Origin of the sequence: Vibrio sp. 10N.222.55.B11 (assembly GCF_041473705.1) — a bacterium.
GTDB classification, from domain to species: domain Bacteria; phylum Pseudomonadota; class Gammaproteobacteria; order Enterobacterales; family Vibrionaceae; genus Vibrio; species Vibrio crassostreae_C.
Genome location: NZ_JBFRST010000041.1, coordinates 165,765 through 189,528 on the forward strand (window position 1 = coordinate 165,765; position 23,764 = coordinate 189,528).

The 23,764-nt window shown below is 45.6% G+C and carries 20 protein-coding genes; 11 read left to right on the forward strand and 9 right to left on the reverse strand.

Annotated elements, in window-relative coordinates; genetic code table 11:
• Positions 1–47 precede the first annotated feature (47 nt).
• The 7 genes from AB4503_RS15140 to AB4503_RS15170 form a co-directional block, all read right to left on the reverse strand.
• Complete coding sequence (locus AB4503_RS15140; protein WP_372115314.1) at positions 48–683, reverse strand: CIA30 family protein; 636 nt, start codon at positions 681–683, stop codon at positions 48–50.
• Positions 684–730: 47 nt separating this feature from the next.
• Positions 731–997, reverse strand: a complete 267-nt coding sequence (locus AB4503_RS15145) for a DUF3081 domain-containing protein (RefSeq protein ID WP_017081959.1) — start codon at positions 995–997, stop codon at positions 731–733.
• A gap of 259 nt (positions 998–1,256) precedes the next feature.
• Entirely contained in the window at positions 1,257–2,459 is a 1,203-nt protein-coding gene (locus tag AB4503_RS15150) for a type III PLP-dependent enzyme (protein ID WP_372115315.1), read from the reverse strand.
• A complete protein-coding gene (locus AB4503_RS15155) occupies positions 2,452–4,317 on the reverse strand; it encodes an IucA/IucC family siderophore biosynthesis protein (RefSeq protein ID WP_372115316.1) in 1,866 nt (621 codons plus the stop codon). Before AB4503_RS15155 ends, AB4503_RS15150 begins: the two co-directional genes overlap by 8 nt.
• Entirely contained in the window at positions 4,289–5,506 is a 1,218-nt protein-coding gene (locus tag AB4503_RS15160; protein WP_372115317.1) for an MFS transporter, read from the reverse strand. The genes AB4503_RS15155 and AB4503_RS15160 overlap by 29 nt, the downstream gene beginning before the upstream one ends.
• A 6-nt stretch (positions 5,507–5,512) precedes the next feature.
• Positions 5,513–7,324: an IucA/IucC family protein gene (locus AB4503_RS15165; protein WP_372115318.1), complete on the reverse strand. Its 1,812-nt coding sequence runs from the start codon at positions 7,322–7,324 to the stop codon at positions 5,513–5,515.
• A complete protein-coding gene (locus AB4503_RS15170; RefSeq protein ID WP_017092039.1) occupies positions 7,321–8,532 on the reverse strand; it encodes an acetyl-CoA carboxylase biotin carboxylase subunit family protein in 1,212 nt (403 codons plus the stop codon). Before AB4503_RS15170 ends, AB4503_RS15165 begins: the two co-directional genes overlap by 4 nt.
• A gap of 241 nt (positions 8,533–8,773) precedes the next feature.
• Here AB4503_RS15170 and AB4503_RS15175 point away from each other — a divergent pair, with 241 nt between their 5' ends.
• The 7 genes from AB4503_RS15175 (at position 8,774) to AB4503_RS15205 (ending at position 17,603) form a co-directional block, all read left to right on the forward strand.
• Positions 8,774–10,807, forward strand: coding sequence for a TonB-dependent siderophore receptor (locus AB4503_RS15175; RefSeq protein WP_017064385.1), 2,034 nt, complete (start codon positions 8,774–8,776; stop codon positions 10,805–10,807).
• Positions 10,808–10,991: 184 nt separating this feature from the next.
• Complete coding sequence (locus AB4503_RS15180; RefSeq protein ID WP_102444282.1) at positions 10,992–13,121, forward strand: TonB-dependent siderophore receptor; 2,130 nt, start codon at positions 10,992–10,994, stop codon at positions 13,119–13,121.
• 87 nt (positions 13,122–13,208) lie between these two features.
• On the forward strand, positions 13,209–14,186 hold the full coding sequence (locus AB4503_RS15185; RefSeq protein ID WP_017064387.1) for a Fe(3+) dicitrate ABC transporter substrate-binding protein: 978 nt from the start codon (positions 13,209–13,211) through the stop codon (positions 14,184–14,186).
• Positions 14,183–15,217, forward strand: coding sequence for an iron ABC transporter permease (locus AB4503_RS15190; RefSeq protein WP_029235209.1), 1,035 nt, complete (start codon positions 14,183–14,185; stop codon positions 15,215–15,217). Before AB4503_RS15185 ends, AB4503_RS15190 begins: the two co-directional genes overlap by 4 nt.
• Positions 15,217–16,188: a FecCD family ABC transporter permease gene (locus AB4503_RS15195; protein ID WP_372115319.1), complete on the forward strand. Its 972-nt coding sequence runs from the start codon at positions 15,217–15,219 to the stop codon at positions 16,186–16,188. Before AB4503_RS15190 ends, AB4503_RS15195 begins: the two co-directional genes overlap by 1 nt.
• Before the next feature lie 2 nt (positions 16,189–16,190).
• A complete protein-coding gene (fecE, locus tag AB4503_RS15200) occupies positions 16,191–16,955 on the forward strand; it encodes a Fe(3+) dicitrate ABC transporter ATP-binding protein FecE (protein WP_029235210.1) in 765 nt (254 codons plus the stop codon).
• Between the two features lie 228 nt (positions 16,956–17,183).
• On the forward strand, positions 17,184–17,603 hold the full coding sequence (locus AB4503_RS15205) for a VOC family protein (protein WP_017072063.1): 420 nt from the start codon (positions 17,184–17,186) through the stop codon (positions 17,601–17,603).
• Positions 17,604–17,741: 138 nt separating this feature from the next.
• Here AB4503_RS15205 and AB4503_RS15210 read toward each other — a convergent pair whose 3' ends face one another.
• Entirely contained in the window at positions 17,742–18,641 is a 900-nt protein-coding gene (locus AB4503_RS15210; RefSeq protein ID WP_372115320.1) for a DMT family transporter, read from the reverse strand.
• 43 nt (positions 18,642–18,684) lie between these two features.
• Complete coding sequence (locus tag AB4503_RS15215; protein ID WP_017068435.1) at positions 18,685–19,659, reverse strand: LysR family transcriptional regulator; 975 nt, start codon at positions 19,657–19,659, stop codon at positions 18,685–18,687.
• A 100-nt stretch (positions 19,660–19,759) separates the two neighbouring features.
• Between AB4503_RS15215 and AB4503_RS15220 the strand changes: the two genes are divergently transcribed.
• The 4 genes from AB4503_RS15220 (at position 19,760) to AB4503_RS15235 (ending at position 23,324) form a co-directional block, all read left to right on the forward strand.
• On the forward strand, positions 19,760–21,112 hold the full coding sequence (locus AB4503_RS15220) for an MATE family efflux transporter (RefSeq protein ID WP_017062432.1): 1,353 nt from the start codon (positions 19,760–19,762) through the stop codon (positions 21,110–21,112).
• Between the two features lie 200 nt (positions 21,113–21,312).
• Entirely contained in the window at positions 21,313–21,558 is a 246-nt protein-coding gene (locus tag AB4503_RS15225) for a hypothetical protein (protein WP_010430578.1), read from the forward strand.
• Between the two features lie 319 nt (positions 21,559–21,877).
• A complete protein-coding gene (locus AB4503_RS15230) occupies positions 21,878–22,882 on the forward strand; it encodes a response regulator (RefSeq protein ID WP_372115321.1) in 1,005 nt (334 codons plus the stop codon).
• Between the two features lies 1 nt (position 22,883).
• A complete protein-coding gene (locus tag AB4503_RS15235) occupies positions 22,884–23,324 on the forward strand; it encodes a PAS domain-containing protein (RefSeq protein ID WP_017062430.1) in 441 nt (146 codons plus the stop codon).
• Positions 23,325–23,764: the final 440 nt, after the last annotated feature.

The following is a 23,764-nucleotide window of genomic DNA, read 5'->3' on the forward strand; positions in this document are numbered from 1 at the left end:
TAGTCAAAAGGTTTCAGGGGCTTTTGTTTGTTTTCAGTTTAGTCAGTTTAGTCAGCTTCTGGTGATGTGATAGGTTTCGATGTTCTGAAGTGAAGCTGTATTAGGTCTAGCTCAAAAGGCGAGGGCTCTTTGTCCGCAATCAAAAAACCGATTTGTTTGATGTCTCGTGCCTTAAGTTCCGGCGCATCGCTCAGTAGCCGACCTCTGAACACCGCTTGAAAATCGTTGAATTGGAACGCCTTGCTAAACTGTTCTCCCTTTATCGTATCGAAATCGTGTTTGTATTGAATTCGATTGCCGTCCTTCGATGTTGTGAACCTCAGTTGGTAAGTGCGACCATCACCAACGAATACTAGCTCTGCACTGTCTATTTCATGGGCAGGTGATTCAATGGAGCGCTTTACAGAACTGAAACCACCATTATTTTCTAACGATAGCTCGCCCCTAAATCGACTCATATCATCAAGATAAATGAGCTCGCCTGTAGAGATGCCACCCATTACATCGTCGTTGGTCACTGTCCAGTTTTGATGCTCACTCGCTTGTGTAAAGTCGATCATGTTTGTCCCTATTGCGCTAGCCTTAAGACTTAACGAATGTAGGCTGAGTAGAAGGAGTAAAGATGTGGTTAACCTAAGGGGTAACCGTGTTTTACAATGGGTTCCGTTCATGAATTTCTCCACTCTTTCCCCGCAGGCTCTGCGTTGTTTACTCGACAGCGATGGTTCACTTATGAAGAAGGTTCAGTTTCAAGCATAGCTAAACAACGCTTGATGAAGTCTTCATAGTTCGATGCTTTGTCGTATTCGATCTTCAATGAGCCGTGGAACATTAGGGTCACTGTAACGTCTCGGTAGCTCAACCAACAGGTGTAACCATCGTAATCGTGCCACGCTACCATCTCGCCCAATTGATACTTGCTGTCCAATTGCTTGCCCGAGGAGCGAATGCAATCGAACACTCTGAGAAACTCTAAGATAGTGATTCTGTTGTCCATGTATCACTCCCGCTGCGCAGTCGATGAAAAATGCTAAGTGCTTGTATTCGAATTAACTACGGTTTGGTTCTGCATTACGATCACTGTGGGGGGGCGGTTGCTCAATCACTGCAGCTGTTTTGCAAAAGGGCTAAGATAAACAGAAGAAAGGCGTTAGTAGACTTGAGTTTACTAACGCCTTTTTATTGAGTGCCTTTAGCTGGCTCTATGGAGTTTCAACTCAAACTATCAGTTAGAAATCATAGAGCACAGCGGATGCCTAGAAGTAATGAAACACCGGAGGTTCATGCATTAAGAAGTTTTGATGCGAGATGTTCCAAGCATAAGCGCCTGCTAGCGTGAACACCACATAGTCACCGATGTCGATGTGATCGATATTTTGATTCCGTGCCAGAACATCTTTTGGGGTGCACAACTGACCAACTAGTGTGGCTGTAGTCTGGTCTATTGGGTTTGAAATAGTGGGTTGCTGATTACTTTTCACGATTGCAAAAGGGTGGTCATGGCTTTGCGCTGCCGGAGTACGGAAATGATGTGTGCCTCCGCGAGCAATCACAAAGTTTTCACCGAGATTTTGTTTAATGTCTAACACCTCCATCACGTAGTAGCCACAAGGTGCTGAGATGTAGCGCCCGCACTCAAAACGCAGTGTCCAATCTTGTAGTTGTTCTTTGGCAATCAGAAATTCCAATTTGTCACAAAACTCTACCCACGGAAAATGTTGTTTCTGATCTTGATAATTGATTCCCATACCGCCACCCAAGTTGATCGTAAGATCTTCAAGTGAGTATTCTTCTTTCCATTCCTTCACTACTTGGAAATAGCGTTCCATCAAAGCTAAGTGTCGACCGACTTCAAGCTGGTGTGACATCAAATGGAAGTGAAAGCCATTCAACTTGATTAAGGGGGAATCGCGTAGGTACATCAAGGCATTACTTAACTCACTCTCATCGAGGCCAAACGGGGTGGGCTTTCCTCCCATGGCTAATTTGCTAAGTGTGATGTCACCAATGTCTATGTTCATACGCAGGAAGATCGGAGCAGGTCGATTCAACTTTTGTGTTAAAGAACCAATGCGTTGTAACTCAGTGAGGCTCTCTACATGAATCGCATCAACATCGAGTATAATCGCTTGATCTAACTCACTGGGCACTTTCCCTGGGCCACCAAAGATCAGTGGTTTATTGAGTTGTTGCTGGTGGAGGTGTGCAAGCTCTCCGCCTGATGCTGCTTCGAAACCATCAACATAAGGGGCTAAAGTGCGTAATATCGGCTCTGAAGGATTCGCTTTCGCGGCGTAAAATAGCTCTACGTTTTTTGGCAATACATGGCGCATCTGCTTAATGTGCTGCTCCAATGCATCGAGATCATAAAGATAAGCACATAATGGTTGCGTTTGTTGCTTGGCCAATTGCTGGATTTCTTGATGGATAGAGGCTGAAAGTTGAGGAGAATTAAGCATGGTGAACTCCTTTTGAATGAGTTGGCCACGGTGCTGCAACTTGGGTGTAACCGGACTCTTTATCGGCATTTTGCATCAAACGTGTTGTGAAGTTATTTTTGCTTGGAAAATGACCATCGTTAAGCAATGCCATTAGTTCGGGTTGCTGGCCATTGATAGACGTCCAGCGGACGATAGCGTCTTTTAAAGTTCCCCATAACGTATTCTCAAGTGCCGAGTTACCCTCAGCGATAAAGAAAATGGCCTCGCTGATATTGTTAATGAAGGTGCAATAGCCAATACGGTTCCAACCTTGCTCACGACTGTAGTACACCGATTGACGAGCACGCTCTGAAAGTTGCTGAAGTGTTTCTGATGGCCAAAATTCGCGTAGTAGCTTGGTACCTTCTAAGTCTCGAATCCATACACAGCAAGGCATGCCTTTTTCAAATCCAATCAACGTATTTTGTAAGTGCGGTTCAAACGCAACCCCATGTTTGAAGTAGTAGTTAAAGACGCCCGGAATCAAACAATGCAGATAGCGCTCAAACCACAGCGTGGCGACATTGTCATATTGGCTTTGTGTTGTTTGCGCTTTTTGTTTGAGTTGAGTGGCGATGCAGCTGTTCCCGTCTGTATCGTAAGCAAAGAGGGCACCCGCTAACGTTGGTTGCAAAATATCGGTTTCGCTTAAGGTGAAATTCTCTCGATACAAAATACCAAACGACTCGCGAGCTTTAATAACATCAGTTTGTTCCTGCTCGGCAACCGACTCTAGATCCAATGTGGTCGCGTAAGGTTCAGTCATTACCTTGAATACAGGATTACGTAACTGTTCACTCTCTTTGATGGGATGCAGAATCGAGGTTAATTGAACGGCACTATCGAGCTCATACCATGCGTTTTTACGTACGCAGTTAGTTAAACGTACATTGATAGAGAACTTAGCAAACCAATCCATATCTGGGTGGTACAGAGTGCGCACGGATGAAGTGGGTAAGAGTTTTTCACCACCTAATCCAAGCGGGATGATTTTGCCTTGTTCAATGGCCGTTTTGACCACTGGGTTTTGCAAAAGTGTGTAACTTTCCCAAGGGTGACAAGGGTAAAGCATGGTACCTGCTGAATTGTTTTCATCAGGTGCAAGTTGTTCAAGCATGGTCGTTGGTGAGGTTCGGGCATCTGAACTCAAGACGTCGAGCAACGCGGTGTCGACCTTAAACCAATACAGGGGAACCTTAGCGCCAACCTCAGGGGAACACGCTAGCAGATCATCGATACTGACACCTGAACGACTCTTTGGCGTTGGATGAAAAGTATGTCCCCAAAGTAACGATTGCTCTGATGCGATAAACGCGTTGTGATGCTGAGGTGAGCTGTCTGAGTTTAGGAACTGTTCGGTGATCAACAAACTGTTTTCCATTTGCTCGACCAGTTCGTAATTGAATGGAATCGTCAGCATTTCTTTTAGGTAACTGAGTAGAAGCGTCAGGGTTTGCGTTGCGTCCAATTTGCACCAAGCTGCGCCGGGCATTTTAGCCCAAGGTGTATCACTGAGCTTCACTTTCCCCAGTTTACTGATGTACTCAACGGGTAAAACCATCAGACCATTTTTCTGAGGTTGATCTTGGTGAGGTAGGTGAATGGCCACGCGCTGGTGAGCGTTGTAGTTTCTTTTCAAAGTTTGAGGCAGAGAGGCAGAACTGTAGCGCCAATTAACCTGTTCATTGGGTATCGCGTATTCACGTAAGTAACAGTTCACCACGCCCATGATGGTATTGAGTTGGGCTTTTTCTCGGTTTAGCAGTACTTTTTTACGATTTTGAAGAGCTTGGTCTTCAGCGTAATACTCACTTGGAGATAATTGATTCTGTAACATGTTGATGTCCAAATTTTGAATGGATGATCAGCGCGATAGCAGCAATGCCACTGACCAACATAGAAAGTATGAAAGGAACCTCAAGCCAGCCCAAGCTTGATATAAAAGACGCGCTCAACCCAGCCGTAACGCCACCCCATTTAGACATAGCGTCAAAGCGCGAAAATACTTTGCCGCTTTGTCGTCGATCAATTTGGTTTGCTAACGCTTGATGCAAGCCGTGATAACAGCAAACCATGCCAAGTCCGAAAACAATACGAGCAATAATCAACACTTCTTGATAAGGAGTGAGATGCATTGCTGCACTGAGTGAAAGCAAACCAAAGCCTAGCCATAAAGTACGCTGCGCTTGATTGCGTTCAAACTGGTGGCGATCAACCCATTCTGAGAACAGATGGACTTTTCCTGCAAAGAGCAGATAAACACCATGTGGGAGGGCATATAAAAACCCAATCCACGCTTGGCTTGTCACGCCATATTGTTGCACATAAGGCGAGAAATAGGGGAACGTGACGACCATGGCGAAAGCAAAGCTGAACTGCGCGCCAAACACCCAATAAAGCGTATTTAACGAGTTGGTTTGGCTGCTTTGAGCTTTATTCGATACCTGATCTTTTACAATTCCCTTAGATTTCGCTAAGTCATCGATGGGTAATGTTAAGGTGATCAATAGCGCGAATAGCGGCAAAGCGGACAACCACAGATACGCGTTCAGCGGGTTTGTTTCTGATAAGCTCCAGCCAAGCCCTATCGGAGCAATAATTAGCGCCAGACGGGCAGAAAGCTGAGTTTTATTGAGTGACTTACCGAGTGATTTCGCATCGTTGATTTGGCTGGATAAGTAGCTGTTTGAGGCGGCCATGGTGCCACCAAAGGTTCCTTGAATGATAAGACCAAACACAAACATTGAGAGATTACCGGCTAAGCCACACAGCGCGAAGCCTGCTGCAAGCCCGAGTTGAGCACGTAATAGAGAGCGACGTCTGCCATATTTATCAGCAAACTGCCCCCAAAAGCGTGCCGCAACGGCAGTGCAAAAGGTCGGCAAAATGAACAGTACCCCCGCCCAGTCCGAAGTAATGTTTGCATCCAGTGTTGGCAATACCATTGGCAAAAACAGCGGCATTCCTAAGGCTGCAAACGCGGCGATAAAGTGGCTTAAAAGTACACAATAGATGAGTTTGGTCATGATGCGTTAACTCACACTCTGCTTGATGTTTTCAAGGTAAGCGTGTTGTGCTTCTTCGCTGGTTAGCAATAAAAAGTTCGGTGCTGACAAGCCATAAAATTTATTGATATCGCTTGCACCGGATAACTCTTTAGACAACAAGCTACCTGAGCTCAATAGATATTTAGCGTATAGGTTGGGTGACTCAAACAACATCTCGTTTGCGAGCTTGGTGTTGTGTCCTTGTTTGTCCAACTGGCTAAGCTGTAGGGAAAGGCTATTGGCAACCACTTCATACAGATAAGCTGACGTGGCGATTCCTTTCGTCGCCATTGCTTCGACAATCGCGGCAATGTCTAACTGCAAAGTAATCGTGGTAAACATCTGACCAAGAGCAAGTTCGTTGTCTACAGTGATGCGTTGATCTAAAAGCTGCTCACATTTTACAGGCGATTGTTGTTCAAACGTTTGGAAACGTTCTGGCCAGATACGCGCTGCATCGTTGTCTTTCATGGCTAAGGTCATCTTGCCTTGCTCATCGAATGCAATGATGGCGTTTTGTTGGTTAGACTCCAACGCGATACCGTAACGAATCCACAATGTAAGATGCACTTTGCAAAGCAGATCAACGTAATCTTTAAACCAAGTCAGTGTATCTTGCTGATAATACTGTTCGGCGAGGTGTTCCAAGAACAAGCGTTCATCAGGCATTGGACTGGCAAGAGCAGCCACAGGCACCAGTGCTTTGTCTTGGAAGTAATTCGGCGGATATTCACGCACAACGTAAGCAAAGGTTTTATCGTCTCCAACATGGCCGCCATGTTTCTCATTACAATGGAAAAACGTGCCGTGTAGATCTTGATCTGTTTGCTCTAAGTGCGTCAACAAACGTTCAAACCAATGCCCATCATAGAGCGTGGAGGGTTTGATTAGGCGAATGTTTTTAGTACCCAAAGATCGCATGATCAGCGGCACCTTGATGTGGATCTGTGGTGCGTGATTCACAACCACAGTGCGTACTGACAGGGTAGGAGTCACCTCAAAACACGCAACCGGCGCTTCAATGACACCGTCAGGAAGTCCATCAAGACTTCTTAGTGTTAATGGGTGTGCGGGGAATAACTCATGGCTAAGAGCAAAATCGGCGGGCAGACCCACTTGCTCCATCGTTGGCCAACATTCTGGTTGTGGACTGGTCAATGTAACGAGTGACTTTTCGATTGCGAGCCAACGAAGTTCAAAGCATTGTGCAAATTCTGGCGCAAATTGTTCTAGGTCGTGATCGCTTAAACCGAACTTAGCACGTGCTGTCGGGTAGTAAGGGTGGTCAAGATAGGATGCGATTTGATCGGCACGTAATAGCTTTTGCTCCCAACGTTCTAGTTGAGAAATTGGCAGCATGAGTGCTTCCGAGTACTGACTGAAGGCGCTATCACACAATCCTTTGTGTTTTTCTGCGCATTCGAGTTCTTGCAAATAACCATCTAATAACGAATGCGAGCTTTCGTGAGCACCTGCTTTCAATAATTCGATCCAATCTTGATAGTGCTGCTGTGCTTCAACGACACCATTTCTCTCGATGAACCAACTATCACCTTTCGAGCCATCTGGTTGGCCGTATACCCAACGCTGCATGTAATAGCTCGGAGTAACGGGCAAGTAGAGTGTAAAGTCTGAACCCGCAAAAACAGCCCAAATTTGATTACGAGGATAAGAAGATAACTTGAGTGTACTCGGGAGCTGAGATTCAAATCGGCTTTGAGAAACTAATCCGAATAAATCTTCACGCAAGCAAGTATCGACTAAGCGTTGAGTGAGGTATAACGCGTTTTCATTCATGCTGTTACCTCGTTTGTTGCTGTTAGATTGAAGCGAGAGATTGCCTGTTGTAGCGCGGGTTCTAGTGTTCGACCAGAAGGAGAAACGACCGAAATTCTCGCTAGGTAATCCTTGTTGGAGAAACTTTGTTGGAACGTCTCACCAACCTTCTTAAGCACTTGCTGTTGAGTGACAATATCGCCCTCTTGGTGAATGAAAGAGGTTGATGACCCTTCAATCAAACCGCTTTGTTGCGCCACTACATAGTGCACATGGGCACTGCCATCAATACGAAATATAGGGTCAAGCTTGTGACCCAAGTGAAGATTTAAGATGGTATTGAACCAATTCCCGCCACTGAGGTTATCAAGTAAAAACTCTCGTCCATCACCAATACTTCGATAGTTGATCTCGACCAGTACCGGCCCTGAATCTGTGATGATGAATTCGCTATGGCAGACACCAAACCCCACCCCAAATTTTTGAAGCTGACGTATACATTCTTCTCGGTAGTGAACGCTGTTAATACCATTCCAACTCGCAGCGGTTTCGATGAAGTAAGGTGGCGCAGAGAGTTCTACATCGAACCCCCCAAGTGCGACTAAATTTTCCCCGTCACCAATGGTTTCGACAGTGATAAGCGGACCTTGTAAAAACGCCTCAACCAAAATGGGAGTCGTAGGGTGCTTTTGCCAAAACGTATCGCAATAGTTATCCAGCTCAGCTGCAGACTCGCAGCGCTGCACGTCTAAACTAGCCACGCCTTCCTTGGGCTTCGCAACGACAGGAAAATCGAAATCGAATACAGGAGCGCTCTCTCGACTTAACAAAACACTTTGAGTATTAGGTAACGATTTTTCGTTGAGAACCTGACGAGTTAAGTATTTGTTTTTCGCCTTAAGAGTCACATTCCAATCTTTAGCAGGCACACCAAAGAACTGTGCACAGATTGCGGTGGAAGTTTGTAGGTGGTCGCTGTTACTGAAAACAGCATGAGGTTCTAGCTCTTGCTCTGTGATGATTTCGATGAGTTCAAGAGGGTTGAAGACATCGCATTCCAAAATTTCATCGGGATTAAAGCGGTCATCTTCATTTGCCAGTTTTAAGTGGTTGAGTTTGTGGTCTGTGATCAAAATGACGTGGAGACCCATCGCTTTTGCTGTCGGCACGAAGCCGTGAGTGATCGCATCATTCACGACGTGACTCACGATGATTATCGTAGATTTCATGGGGCTTTCCTAATTTCCAAAACGTTGTTGTCGCCTGCTCACAACTCGCTTTCAAGTGCTCTCTTTCGGGGTTAAAAGAAAGAGAATTTTTCTATCTTATTGTTTTTATTTATTCTTATATCATTAGTGGTGTTGCATATTGCAAAGCAAATATAGATCAAAAAATATATATTGCAAATATAAATGATATTTGTTCTTATTCGCAATATTGTTATTTTATAAACTAAAACGGAATTAGAAAATGAACATTAGATTGGCCTTGTCCCCTCTCGCTTTGGCTATTGGAGGTGCATTAACCGCAGTGGCTACCGTGTCGAATGTAATGGCTGCAGAAGTAACGGTAGATGAAACCCTACAAGTTATTGGTCATCAGTACGAAGGTTACGCGGAGCACATGCCTCAGTCAGGAACCAAAACGGATGTCGAATGGTTGGATGTACCGCAGGCAGTATCGGTGGTCACAAAGACGGAAATGGAAGACCGCGGTGCTGTACGTTTGGTGGATGCACTTGATGGTGTCGCAGGGGTTAACAATACCTTGGGTGAGGGAAGCCGAGACCAATTTGTGATTCGTGGTTTTGATGCACTCAACGACATGTACCGTGATGGTATGCGTGATGACGGGACTCTGCAATCGTACCGAAGCCTTGCGAATATCGAGCGTGTCGAAGTGGTAAAGGGCCCTGCAGGCGCACTTTACGGCCGAGGTTCAGCCGGCGGTATCATCAACTTGGTCACCAAGCGTGCTAACGGTGATAATTTCACACACGTCAACGGCAGTGTTGGCAGCAATAATCTTTTTGTTGGTCAGGTTGACAGCTCGATGGCGCTTAGTGACAAGGTTAGTGGTCGTATCAACGTGGAAAGTCGACAGTCTGATTCCTATGTAGATCACGTCGACTCTAATGATTTCTTTATCGCACCGACCATTCGTGTATTGCCTGCTGAGGGGCATACCATTGATCTCGATGTAGAATATGCGCACCAAGAGTTGGTGCCATATCGTGGTGTTCCATCTAAAAACGGTAAGCCTGTCGATGTCTCGGAAAGCACATTTTACGGTGGTACGAATGACTATCAAGAGTCGGACAGCATTCGTGTTGGCGTTAATTATGAATGGCTTTTGAACAGTGAATGGGCATGGACAAACCGCGCAGCATACAACCATATCGAGCTTGAGCAAAAGGGTACACGCCAAGGGACGGTAACTGGGAATGAAGTATCTCAGACTGTAAATAACTTCGGTTACGATCCTCGTACCACGACGACTCTTCAATCTGAGCTAGTTTGGGAAACCGATTCGAACCAAATGATGATCGGTGCGGATTATAATCAGATCAATATCGACTTAACGCTCGCAAGTGATAAAACCTTACCTCCAAAAGATATCTACAACCCTGTAGCAGGCCCAACACCTGATCCGGGTTTCAAACCTTTCCGTGATAACACGACAACGACGACAGGTGTATACATTCAAGACGTTTACACCTTTGGTGATCTTTCAGTGATCGGCAATGTGCGTTACGACTCGATGGAGCTGGAACAGCAAAAAGCGGGCTCAGCAAAAGAGAATCTAGACGATGACAAAGTGAGCTACCGCGGTGGTTTGGTCTACCGAATCAACAACGATATGTCAGTGTACGCAAGCTTAGCTCGTTCATGGCAATTGCCTTACTCAGGTATCTACATCAACCCTAAATTAGCAGAATTCTTCCACACCGATCTAAAAGAAATTGGCGCAAAAGCTTACCTATTAGATAACGCTTTGATGCTGAATGCCGCGGTCTTCCAAATCGATCAAGAACAACCTGAAACCAATATAGACGGAGACGTTGTTAACAAGATCGAAGCTCGTCACCAAGGTATTGAATTAGAAGCTCGCGGTCAGTTTACCGAGCAGTGGGACATTTCTGTAGGCTACAGCTATTTAGACGCGGAGAACAAAGAGACAGGCAAAAAGCCAAACGATGTGTCTGATCATTTGTTCTCTCTTTGGAGCACTTATCAGTTAGATGACAACTGGCGTTTAGGTGGTGGCGTGAAATACGTAGGCGACCGTTACGCGGGTAATGATGAAGCGGTAGCTCTGGGTGACTACACCACGGTTGACTTGATGGCAGCGTACACCACGGGTCGTCACAAAGTTCAAGCGAATGCTTACAACGTGCTTAATGAGAAATACATTCTGGGCGCAACCAACGGCACGTCTGGTACTAACCAGATTGGTTACGGAGCACCAGCCGAATTTATGCTCAGCTACGGCTATCAGTTTTAAAAGCTAATTCAGTTCTAAGAGTTCGTTCATTTCTAAGAGCTAGTTCGACTCTAAAAACGATTGATTTGTTCACTACGAGTGAGTGAACAGTTGGCTTCATTTTGAGGCCGTTTAGCCCATAGGATCAAAGCGCTGAATCGTAAACATAGCCTTTGATCCTAACTTGCCTATTTAGGAGATTTTCATGCCTTACCAGAATTTGGATGGTAAACCCTGTACTCAATCACATCAAAAGTTGCGTCTAAGTGCCCTTGCAATGGCCATCGCTTCAGTGACTTCCATGGGCGCATTTGCCGCGTCAGATCCACAAACGACGACCATGGAAACGGTTGTCGTGACGGGCAGCTTGATCGGTAATTCAGAACTTGAGGATGTGAAAGAGTATCCGGGAGCTCGTACTGTTCTGACTAATGAACAAATTAAAAAGACTGGCGCACTCTCGATTGACTCTGCCTTCCAAAGTGTACCGGGCATTAAGGTTCAAGACGAAACGGGCACCGGTGTTTTGCCTAACATCTCAGTGCGTGGTTTGAAAGCGAGTCGCAGTGGGCACGCTCAATTCCTCATGGATGGTGTTCCTCTGACACTGGCGCCGTATGGTCACACAGGACAATCAATTTTCCCTGCAACGCTGTCGATGCTTGATCGTATTGATATTGTGCGAGGCGGTGCGGCGGTTCAGTACGGACCAAACAACGTCGGTGGTGTGATCAACTTGGTGACCAAGCCTATTCCACATGAGTGGCAAACGGAAATCAGTAATCGCTTTACTGTATTCGAGGGTGGCGATACGCCGCTCAACGACTTTTACCTGCGAACGGGTGGTTGGTTAACCGATACGCTGGCACTTCAAGTCGAGGGGAACTTCTTAAAAGGTGAGAGCTTCCGTGAACACTCCGACACGGATGTAAAAAACTTCCAAGCGAAATTGCAATGGTTACTGAGCGATACTCAAGAGTTACAAGCTTTCGTTCAACGTTATGATGCCGACACCCAAATGCCGGGCGCTTTATCGCCAGATGATTACGAAAAAGATCGTACTCAGTCGAAGCGCCCATACGATGAATATCAAGGCACTTCAACGCGTTGGAGCCTGAAGTATTTACATGACTTGAATATTGCAGATAGCGCCGAATTAGAAATACTGACGTTTGGCCACCGTTCTGAGCGTTTCTTCCAATGGGGCTTTAACAGCGCTGGCGGTCACTGGGCGGACCCGGCATTACCATCAACCGATATTCGTACGTCACCACGTGAATTTGCTGTTTATGGTGTTGAACCTAAACTCGCGATGTACTTTGACGGAAATACCGTAACGCAAAATGTGATTGTTGGGGCACGCTACGTCAACGAAGATATCGATTACAAGCTGACTCAAACGCCAATTGCTGGTGGTGCTACAACAACCCCACGTGATTGGCACTTAGATACTGACGCTTTTGCTGGTTACATCAGCAATGAAATCGGCCTGTTCAATGACGTACTGAAAGTCACGCCGGGTATTCGTTACGAATCGATTGATATGACGTTTGATGATCTGGGTACAGCACAAAGCACAGACAACAAAGTGACGGAGTGGTTGCCGGGCTTAACTTTGGCATACCACCTGACAGAGCAATGGGTTGGTTACACTAATGCACAGAAATCTTTGCGTGCACCACAAATTGCTTACATTCGAGGCAAGGGTGAAGAGGGCAGTGAGCTAGCGTGGAACTACGAGTTGGGTGCTCGCTACAACCAAGATTCAACCAGCTTTAACATTGCACTTTACCGCATTGATTTTGAAGATCAGCTGCAATGGCAAAGTGCTACCCAAACTTTCGATAACATTGGTAAAACCCTTCACCAAGGTGTTGAGCTCTCTGGTCGTTATATTCCTCAAGCGATGCAAGCTTTGAGTTTGGGCGCTGGCTATAACTACTTAGATGCAACGTTAGAGGAAGAGGGTGCAAACAAAGGTAATCAACTCCCTTATACGTCTAAACACCAATTTAGCTGGGATGCGACTTACGCCTTTAGCAAGGTAGATACGACTTTGTCTGGTTACTACTTCAGCGAGTCTTACTCTGACAATGCGAATACAAGTGCCGAAGATGCAACGGGCGCGACAGGTAAAGTGCCTGCCTACATGGTCTGGAACTTTAACCTAGGTTCGGATTTGTACAAGGATGAAAACAGTAAGCTGCGAATGAACCTTGCGGTGAACAACTTGTTTGATGAGGACTATTACTTCCGCGGTATTGATACCAGCCCGGTTGGTCGTTATCCAGCACCAGGACGTTCTTACACTTTGGATCTGAATTATCAGTTCTAATACGTAATTTATTGAAAGTAATAACGAATAAAAGTCGCCAATACTCTTGGCGACTTTCACGGTTCTAGCGTTTAAGGAAAATTAAATATGGAAAACAACTCTCGCCTTTTGTTTTCGAATCAATTGATGCTGTCGAACGGACTGCTGTCACTCAATAAGCAGTTTTTATTCAGCAGGATAGCGATAACCTTAGCTTTGTTGGTTTTAAGCTTGTTTTCATTCTCCAGTTCAGCACAAACCAGGGTCATACAAGATGAGCAGGGTCAGTTTGAGATAGCGACTACTCCGCAACGTATTGTGGTGTTGGAGTTCTCATTTGTAGATGCGCTAGCTGCGGTGGGGGTTTCTCCTGTTGGTGTTGCTGATGACAATGATGCTTCGCGAGTGATTCCGGCGGTACGCGAATTGGTTCAACCATGGGAATCAGTTGGCATGCGTTCTCAGCCTAGCCTAGAAGCCATTGCGGTATTAAAGCCTGACCTGATCATTGCAGATGCAGAGCGTCATCGTACTGTCTATCAAGATTTACAACGCATCGCACCAACTCTGCTGCTCAAAAGCCGCGGCGAGACGTATCAAGAGAATTTGGAGTCTGCGCTCAAGATTGGCATCGCTCTCGACAAGCAATCGTCAATGGAACAACGAATTCAACAACATCAACACGCCATGGCTGAATTCAAAAGTCATTTCTCGCTCAAACAAACCGTCCAATTCGCTGTCGTGTCGGATAAAGGTATGTGGTTACATAGCCCTGCATCTTACGCAGGGGGCGTGCTGACCGCATTAGGTATTGCGAGCCCTATTGTGAAACCAACAGAGAAGGCATATTTACCAACCAGTTTTGAGTTGTTGTTGAAAACCAATCCGGATTGGTTGCTCCTTGGCGCTTACTCTCATCCTAATATTGTTGATGATTGGCAGAAAAATCCGTTATTCAATGTACTAACCTCTGCTAAAAATCAGCAAGTTGTAGAAGTGTCACCAGCACTTTGGTCATTGAATCGAGGCATGTTAGCGGCAGAACAAATGGCGAAAAATCTTGAGCAGATCTTGGACCCATCATGAGTACGATGTCGTTCTCTAAAAGTAAGCGATTCTGGCCAATACTGTCGTGGCGAGTCATATTATTTACGGCATTAGTGTCGTGTTTGGCACTGTCTGGTTACGCGGCCTCTATGACTGGGTGGTCTAATTTCTCTTTAACATTGAGTGACTTGATTCACTACTGGTTTGCGTTTGATGAAAGCAACATGACTCATCAAATATTGGCGACGCTAAGAGCGCCAAGAACTTGTGCTGGGCTATTGATTGGTGCGAGTTTGGCCGTCGCTGGGTTATTGATGCAAGGTTTGACGCGCAATCCACTCGCGTCTCCGTCGATTCTTGGCATTAACGCTGGCGCAGCCTGTTTTATGGCGTTAGCTGCAATAGGCATACCTGTGGTTAGTGATTTAAACCCAATCCTTAATGCGGTTCTTGGTGCATTGCTAAGCGGCGGTGCCGTTATGCTCCTCGGTGGTTTTTTCTCCGAACGTTCTCATCCGTTACGTTTGGTTCTCGCGGGTATCGCCATTACTGCGTTATTGCTCGGACTGACACGAGCGGCGCTGATTCTTGCTGACGACATGGCTTATAGCGTCTTGCATTGGCTTACTGGCTCACTGTCTAGTGTGGATGATGAGCAATGGCAACAGCTTTGGCCGCCTGTAGTGATTGGTTTGGTGTTGGCAATGAGTCTTGCCCGCAACCTCAACTTACTGGCACTTGGCGAAGAAGTTGCAGTGGGGTTGGGCAGCAACATCAGGTTTACTCGCCTCGTGAGTGGACTGACGATCGTGTTGCTTGCCGGAGCAAGCGTCGCTATCGCAGGGCCAATTGGCTTTGTTGGATTGTTAGTGCCTCATTTGGTTCGACCTATTGTTGGGCACAATTATCATTTACTGATTCCTATTTCAGCATTGGCAGGCGCAGCATTAGTGTCTTGGTCAGATGCACTGTCGCGAGCGATTGCTTTCCCGACTGAAACACCCGTTGGTGTTATTACTGCTTTGCTCGGAACACCTTGTTTTATTTTGATTGCGACGAGGAGATCTTAATGCACTATCACACTAAGATAATTTTGTTATCAGGGATTCTCATATTAGTGGCATCCGCAGGTTTGTTTGTCGGAGCAGCTTCGCTTTCTGTTTCTCAAGTCATCGAACATTTGGTCGCGTTTTCCAGCGACGACTTTGTTATCCATCAGTATCGGCTACCACGTATGTTGCTCGCGATAAGCGTGGGCGCAGGGTTAGGGCTTTCAGGGGTATTAGTGCAAGGCGTGATACGTAATCCGTTAGCATCGCCTGATCTTATGGGTATTAGCGCCGGGGCAGGCCTTGCTGCGACAGCGAGTTTAGTTTGGTTCCCCAATGCGCCAGTCAGTGTGCTTCCTGTTGTAGCTATGTTCGGTGGGGTATTGGCTGCAGGGCTGATTGCGGTATTGGCATGGTGGTCAAGGCCAACACCCGCCAAATTGGCGCTGGTTAGTATTGCGGTGAGTGCGTTTCTGGCCAGTTGTATCGACTTCTTGCTGGTTACCAACCCGATCGAGATCAACACGGCTATGGTGTGGCTTACTGGCAGCCTTTGGGGACGAAACTGGCAGCAAGTCCCGTTTATTTGGAGCGTGCTGCTCTTGTTGTTACCCATGGCATTATGGTTGGCGTGGCGATTAGATGTGATGGGGCTTGGCGAGGAAAGTGCGACCACATTGGGCACTAATCCAAAACAGATTCAAGCTCTCGCGTTATTGGCCGCTGTATTGCTTGCCAGTGTTAGCGTTTCTGTTGCTGGAACGATCAGTTTTGTGGGTTTATTGGCACCTCACTTAGCACGCTTGTTGTTTGGGCATAATCATAAATTGTTAATCCCAGCATCTGCACTGGTGGGGGCAATTCTGGTTACCAGCGCTGATGGGTTGGCCAGAGGTCTACAACCACCTATTGAATTGCCAGCAGGCGTTCTCACGTCTGTGATTGGCGCGCCTTATTTCATCTTTCTTCTCTATCGTTATCGAGGTTGGTAACCATGCTTAAAACGCAGAATCTTTCCGTCGCGTACGGCAAACAAACGATCATACCGAACCTGTCGGTTTCTATCCCTAAGGGAAAAATCACCGCATTGATAGGACCTAACGGGTGCGGTAAATCTACCTTGTTAAAGACGTTAGTCAGAATTAACAAACCAGTGGCTGGAGAGGTGTTGTTTGAAGACAAACCGCTATCAAGCTATGGCGATAAAGCGCTTGCTCGTTCGTTGTCACTTCTTCCGCAAATCTTGGTAAGCCCTGAGGGGATCACGGTAAGAAAGTTGGTCGAATATGGCCGTTCGCCTTATGTGTCTCATTGGGGGAGGCTAGGGCAGGACGATCAAAGGATTGTCGAACAAGCTATGCGTGATACAGGTGTGCTTGAGTTTGCTGATAAGCCTGTTGAGTCACTGTCTGGTGGCCAGCGTCAAAGAGCATGGATTGCGATGGTAATTGCACAAGATACGGACGTAGTGATGTTGGATGAACCGACCACATACCTTGATATGTCTCACCAGGTGGAATTAATGAACCTGATGCAACAGATGAATGCCAAAGGAAAAACGGTGGTTGTTGTGTTGCATGATCTTAACCAAGCCAGTCGTTACTGCGACCATCTAGTGGTTTTGGAAAAAGGGTGTTTAATAGCAGAAGGCTCGCCTGATGAGGTGATGACCGAAACTATGCTCAGTAACGTGTTTGATCTCAAAGCGAGCGTGTTTCGTGACCCTGTTTCAAATACACCAATGTGTGTCGCGATTTAGTTATCTGTTCTGAACAACGAGATCACCAAGGCACAAAGAACAGAACACAGGCAAGGAAGCCACATTAGATTAAGTCGTCTAAACTTAAGGTTTGTATGTAGTCAAAGTAGAACAGTTTGGGCTCTAAAGACGTTCTCGAAATAAATGCAAATTAGTGCTTTACCTCAACTTAACTTGAGGTATTAGGATATGCAACGTTGCTTACGAGAATACTTTAAGGAGAGAAGAATGATCCAACTTGAACATGTGAATTTAGTGGTAAAAGATATCCCAGAAATGCTGGCTTTCTATAAAGCGGCGTTCCCTCATTGGTATGTCCGTGATGAGGGAAAAGGGGAGTGGTCAGGTAAGCCACGTAACTGGCTGCATTTTGGCGACGAGTACCAATACATAGCAATAAGTGATCACGGTGAAGGTGAAAATAGAGATTTGGCTGGGCATTCTGTTGGTCTCGCACACTTCGCTTATGTGACCAATAATATCGAAAGTGTCACTCAACGCCTTGTTGATGCGGGCTTTCCAATTGCCAAACCCGGTGCCGAAGAACCTTATCGAAAAAATGTCTACTTTGTGGATCCTGCAGGCTTTGAAATCGAGTTTGTTGAGTATTTGAGTGATGATCCTAAGTTACGAAATGCCACGAGTTAGTTACGTAATACGCCGCTTTGTTAAAGTTGGTTAGCTGAATGAAAGCGCGCTAGAGAGCATTTATAGAAAAGGGCATCGTGGAATAATCCGCAATGCCCTTTTTAGATTCTATTTATCAGCTGATATTGAGTGGGTTACTTATTTAGCCTTGAACGGCACCAATAGCTGTTTACCAAACACGTTAATGAGTGCACCAGTGACAATCAGGCCACCACCTAGATAAGTCCAAACCGATGGAATCTCATTGAAGATCCACACACCTAATAGCGCTGAGAAGACGATCTGCACGTATGAGTAAGCTGAAGCTTTACCTGCTGCCTGGGTTTGCATTGCTTTGGTTAAACCGTATTGTCCTATTTGTGTGAAAATCCCGACGAGCACAAGCATCATGGTTAGGAATAGGCTAGGCCATACAAAGTCGTTCCAGATAAGAGCTGTTGAGATTGGTAGCGCAACCAATGGGAAGTAGAAGATGATGACTGAGCTATCTTCCGTTTGGCTAAGTTTTCTCACAATCACATAAGCAATTGAGCTACCAAATGCGCCACATAACGCCACCATAATGCTAAATAGCGGTAACTCGCTGCTCGCGCCACTGTTCATACTTGGTTGTACCATCACTAATAGCCCAGCTAGGCAGAACGCAATGCAGGTCATGGTCGATTTTTGGACGCGTTCTTTCAGAAATAACACGCCAAGTAGGGCGGTAAATACAGGATGAACGTATTGTAGAATGGTCGCTTCGGCTAATGGCAAAGTGGTCACAGCGTAGTAAACACACATCAAGGCTGCTGTACCAACTGCGCCTCGAACAAACAACAAAGGTTTGTTATTTCCCCAGATCGAAATGCCTTTTCGTTTGACGTCGATGTAGCTGATGATCAACGACACCAAAGCCCTTGCTGCAACAATTTCAAATACAGGTATGCCGTAATTGCTAACGTATTTCACACAAGCTGACATCAGTGCGAATCCAAAAGCAGAAAGGATTATGAACCGAACCCCTACAGGGATCAGTGAAAAAGAGAAAGAAGGCATAAAAATATCAATTGGTTGAGGGGAAAAGGAATCATAACGTAGTTTAGAAGAGCCGACCAAAGTCTTTGTCCTGTTCTATTACACCAAACCATTGATATTGCTGTGCGAGTACTTTCAGCAACTCGATCTCTTTTGTTGTCTCTTCTCTAAGCCATTCAATAAGGTCGTTGATGATAGGCGTGTGACTACGCTGGTGCATGAAGTAAGTCCAAGCACTGTGTTGGATTTTTGCATTTCTAGGGCAGTACAAGAAGCCTCGTTGGAGATCTTGTTGAACTAACAACAGATCCGTGACCGTAACCCCTTCACCGGATAGACAGGCACTGAGCGCCATATCTAAAGACAAGAAGCTGGTATTTCTGACAGGTTTCTTTGGTGGGAATTCAACATCGGCCAGCCACACTTTCCAGTCGTGATGATCTAAGGTTGGATGCAGCCTTGGCAAGGTTAAGATTGAATCAAGGTCGGTGTCTTTGGTGGTTAAACTAGTAGAGCAAACCGGCGCCATGAACTCTTCACGCAAGAAGGTAATGTCAGGTGCCTTGTCATAGCGTTTTTTGAAACGCGTGTGGAAGATCAGTAGATCATACTCACTACTATTAATCGATTCGTCTTCCTCAATCACAGGAACAATGACTATCTCATGATCTTGATAACGCTCGTTTAATTCCCGAACTTTGGAGATCAATACTCGCGTCGCGAAACTCAGAGTCGCTTTGATCACGATACGCTTCTGCTTGGGCTCACTCCAAGAGGCGATAACAGCTTCGATATTACCGTAGCTTTCTCGCAAAGCGACATACAAATCATGACCTTGTACCGTTAATTCTATGGCTCGATGCTTACGAATAACCAGTGATGCGTTTAACTCATCTTCAAGCTGTTTGATCTGTCGGCTGATCGCACTTTGTGTCACATGCAGCTCTTCGGCAGCCAGAGTAAAGCTCATCAGCCTTGCGGCAGCTTCAAAGGCTTTTAAGCCATTATGTGATGATGGCAAGCTAGGATATGGGGTCATAATTCGTTCGCATGAGTTTATGGAATGTTAGAGTCGCAAATTTATCAATTGAACGCCAGCCTCATCGATCGTATTTTGGGCGAAATTAACTGAGGCGCTCATGAAAAAAATACTCACTCTTGCATTCCCTTTGATCATTTCACAGCTGATCTCTATGGCTTTAGTCCTTACTGATGTTTGGATGATGTCGCGTATCAGTGTGTCAGCCCTTGCGGCTGGTGGCTTAGGTGCCTCAATCTACTTTTTCATCTTCATTATTGCGAGCAGCACCGTGGGTTGTGTCGCGAATTTGATTGCGATCGCTTATGGTCAGCGAGTAGCTCGCCCTGAGTTTGGTAATACTCAAATTAGATTGGCGGTGAAAGGCGCAACCATGTTGGCATTCGTGCTCAGCGTGACCTTAATGGCCAGCTTCTGGTTTGCTCCGTTGGTATTAGAAGCAGCCAAACAGCCACCAGAAGTGATCACTTTAGCCATGGAATATGTCCATGCTTTGAAGTGGGTAATGTTGCCTTCGCTTATCTTGTTGGTACTTCGTGGCTTAACCAGTGCGTTTGGCAACGTGCGCTCCATTCTTGTGATGTCGATTATCACCGTAATTCTGAATGTGCCAGTGAGCTACTTTCTCACCTTCCAATTAGACATGGGCTTAACAGGTTTAGGGCTTGGTACGGCTATCGCGGCATTTATCGTGATGGTTGGATACACGGTTTGGGTATTTAAGCGTGACGAGTTTAAGCAGTTCGCCCCTTGGCTAAATACAGAAGAGTATTCAATCAAGTTGATGAGCCCATTGTTGTTGATGGGTCTACCTATCGGCTTGGCTGCTTTACTTGAGCATGGCTTGATTTACGGTGGCACCTTGATGGCGGGCACGATCAGTATTGCTTCGTTAGCCTTGCACCAAATCTTGCTGCAATGTTTAAGCTTTACTTGGAACTTCAATTTTGGTTTCTCACAAGCTGCGGCGATTTTGGTTGGCCGTGATTTTGGCGCGGGTAACTACGAAGGAATAAAAAGAACCTCGATTCAAAGCTTCATATTGGTGTCGGTGTTGAGTGTGGCGTTGTCGGCCGTGTTCATTATATGGCCTGAGATGATCGCTTCTATCTTCAAGTTAGACGATGGCACGGGTGCTATGACTTCACTACTGGCTTCTGTGATTTGGGTCGTTGCTTTGTGCTTTATTGTTGATGCTTGGCAACTACTGGCGATTAACCTGCTAAGAGGCATGAAGATTGTCTCTATGCCAACCGTGATGACTGCCATCGGTTACTGGGTATTTGGCTTGCCTGCGGCTTGGTATTTGATGCCTAAGTTCGAATTGGCAGGGATTTGGGGCGGAATCGGTGTTGGCTTAGGCGTGACAGGTATTCTGCTGCTTATCCAATTGATGCGTGTCATTCAAAAGAACAACCAATCTCCAGATTTGTCGAATCATGCTTATACGTGATTTGCTTGTGATGCTCGCCTTTACCATGGAACCTTGAACGATAAACGTTGTATTGCTGACCGAGAACTATCAATTACCAACAATGACCTATAAGCCCTAAATTGCGTACTTCGTAATTTAGACCTTGGTCTTACAGAAACCGAGCTAAAAGGTGACTAGAATGATTTGAGTTGCTCACCGTTTTATCAAGGAATACACAAATGGAAGTTGGATTGTTCTGGGCTGAAAAAGGAATGTTAGTGCTTGGCGCACTGTTTGTTTTGACGAGCATGATGCAGTACGGAAGACGCAGTAGCGATTGGAAAGGCGTGATTACGATGTTCTACAAGCGTATCCCAATGAACATCGCCGAATACAAATGGTATCGCCTGGGGATCGCGTTGTTGGTATTTGCTGTGATCATACGTTTCGCATTACTGATTTTATGGCCTTCATATCAGTTCTAGTTCTCTTGCATTAGCTTTGTTGGATAGCTCTCTATCATGGCTACATAAAGCCGTTCAATGAATGAGTCAGTCGAGCCTTAATAAACCCGCTTGTTAAGGCTGCTGTTAAATATAATAGTGCTATTACTCAACAGCAAGGATTGGCTATTACCTTTGTAGCATATTGTTTTTCATGAAGAATAATGCGAAATAATAGCTTACCCACCTGTTTCATCATTCTTACTAATAATCTGCACATAAATCCATTCACCCCGTACCTGATACCATAATGTTCTGTTACACTCGGTCGAATTAGCTTTAATTTGTCAGTGGTGCATTTATGTCGTTCCCAGTTCTTATATGTGATGATTCTGCGTTAGCAAGGAAGCAGATGGCTCGGTCACTGCCTAGTTCTCTAAATGCAGATATAACTTTTGCTGTTCATGGGCTTAATGCACTTGAAGAGCTCGCTAAAAACCAATTCAAATTGATGTTCCTCGACCTAACCATGCCGGAATTAGACGGCTATGGCACATTGGAAGAGATGCAACGTTTAGGTGATACCACGCCTGTTGTCGTTGTTTCTGGTGACATACAACCAAAAGCACAAAAGAAGGTGCTGGATCTTGGCGCCAAAGCATTTTTGCAAAAGCCGATCGATAAAGAAGCGCTAAAAGCCATTTTACGTGAGCATGTTGAGCCGCCAAAACAACCTCAAATCATTACCCCAACCGCTTTAGAACTGCCAATACTTCGCAGACGCGATATCTATATGGAAGTCGCGAACGTAGCGATAGGCCGTGCCGCTGATGCACTGGCTCGTCACTTTAATGTGTTTGTTCACCTACCGCTGCCGAACGTTAACATCTTCGAAGTGAGTGAATTGCACATGGCACTTCGCGACCTAGCCGACAACGACCAAGTGTCGGGTGTTTGCCAAGGCTTCAGCGGAGAAGGCATTGCAGGTGAAGCACTAGTTTTGTTGAGTGATTCCAGTGTGAGCGACCTTAAGAAGCTCATGAAGGTGCCAACAGAAAGCGAGCAGCTAGAAGAACTAGAGCTGCTGATGGATGTATCGAACATCTTAGTCGGCTCTTTCTTGAATGGGTTAGGGGAGCAATCAGAAGTTCGTTTCTTCCAGAGTTCGCCTGTTCTACTAGGGCAACATATCTCGATCGACTCGGTCATCGAAAATACCAGCGGCTCATTTAAAAAGACCATGACCTTTGAAGTTAGCTACAACATTGATGGCACTTCTATCCGTTGTGACCTTCTGTTTATGTTCGTTGATGAGTCTCTGCCTCTTCTAGACAACAAATTGGCCTACCTAATGGAGGAGTTTTAATATGCTGAATCTTCCTGCTGAATTTGAACAGTTCCACTGGATGGTGGACATGGTTCAAAACGTCGATATGGGGCTGGTGGTCATTAACCGTGACTTTCAGGTACAAGTTTGGAATGGCTTTATGACGCACCATAGCGGTAAGCAATCGCATGACGCGATCGGTAAATCGATCTTTGAACTGTTTCCTGAGATCCCAGAAGAGTGGTTTAGGCTGAAAACCAAGCCAGTCTATGACCTAGGCTGTCGCAGCTTCATTACATGGCAACAAAGGCCTTATCTGTTTAAGTGCCGCAACGTGAGGCCAGTAACTCAGCAAGCCGACTTTATGTATCAGAACGTCACGCTTAACCCGATGCGTTCTCCAACTGGGCAAGTGACATCCTTGTTCTTGTCGATTCAAGATGCGACTGCTGAAGCTCTGATGTCTCAGAAAAAGGCTTGACGTACCTTAAGGTGAAAATTGAATCGCCTTATAAGAGCACTCTGAAAACCAAATAAAAATGGCCAAGGTTAATCCCCTTGGCCATTTTTGTATCTGATCCTGTAGTAATGAGTTCGAACTAAAGAAAGGCGTTCCGTGTTCGTTAACTTTAGTCGAGTTGTTGTTAGGCTCTATAAACAGCGGCTTGTATCCGCTGGGTTCTCATAAATAAGCGCACCTAACCTGCCATATTTTGTGGACTTTACCCCGCTCATCCAAGTTTCGAACGTGCTAATCGATCTTGCCTTTGTACTTTATAAATTTCAGGGCTAATGAAAGAGGGCTGAGATCGGCACTCGAAGCGAAAAAAGTCAGAAAAAAATGAAATTATTTAAGAAAAAACGCATTTTTTGATTCAAGAAAAGTGTGATTTTTATGTGATTAAAGGGCACTTTTTTCAC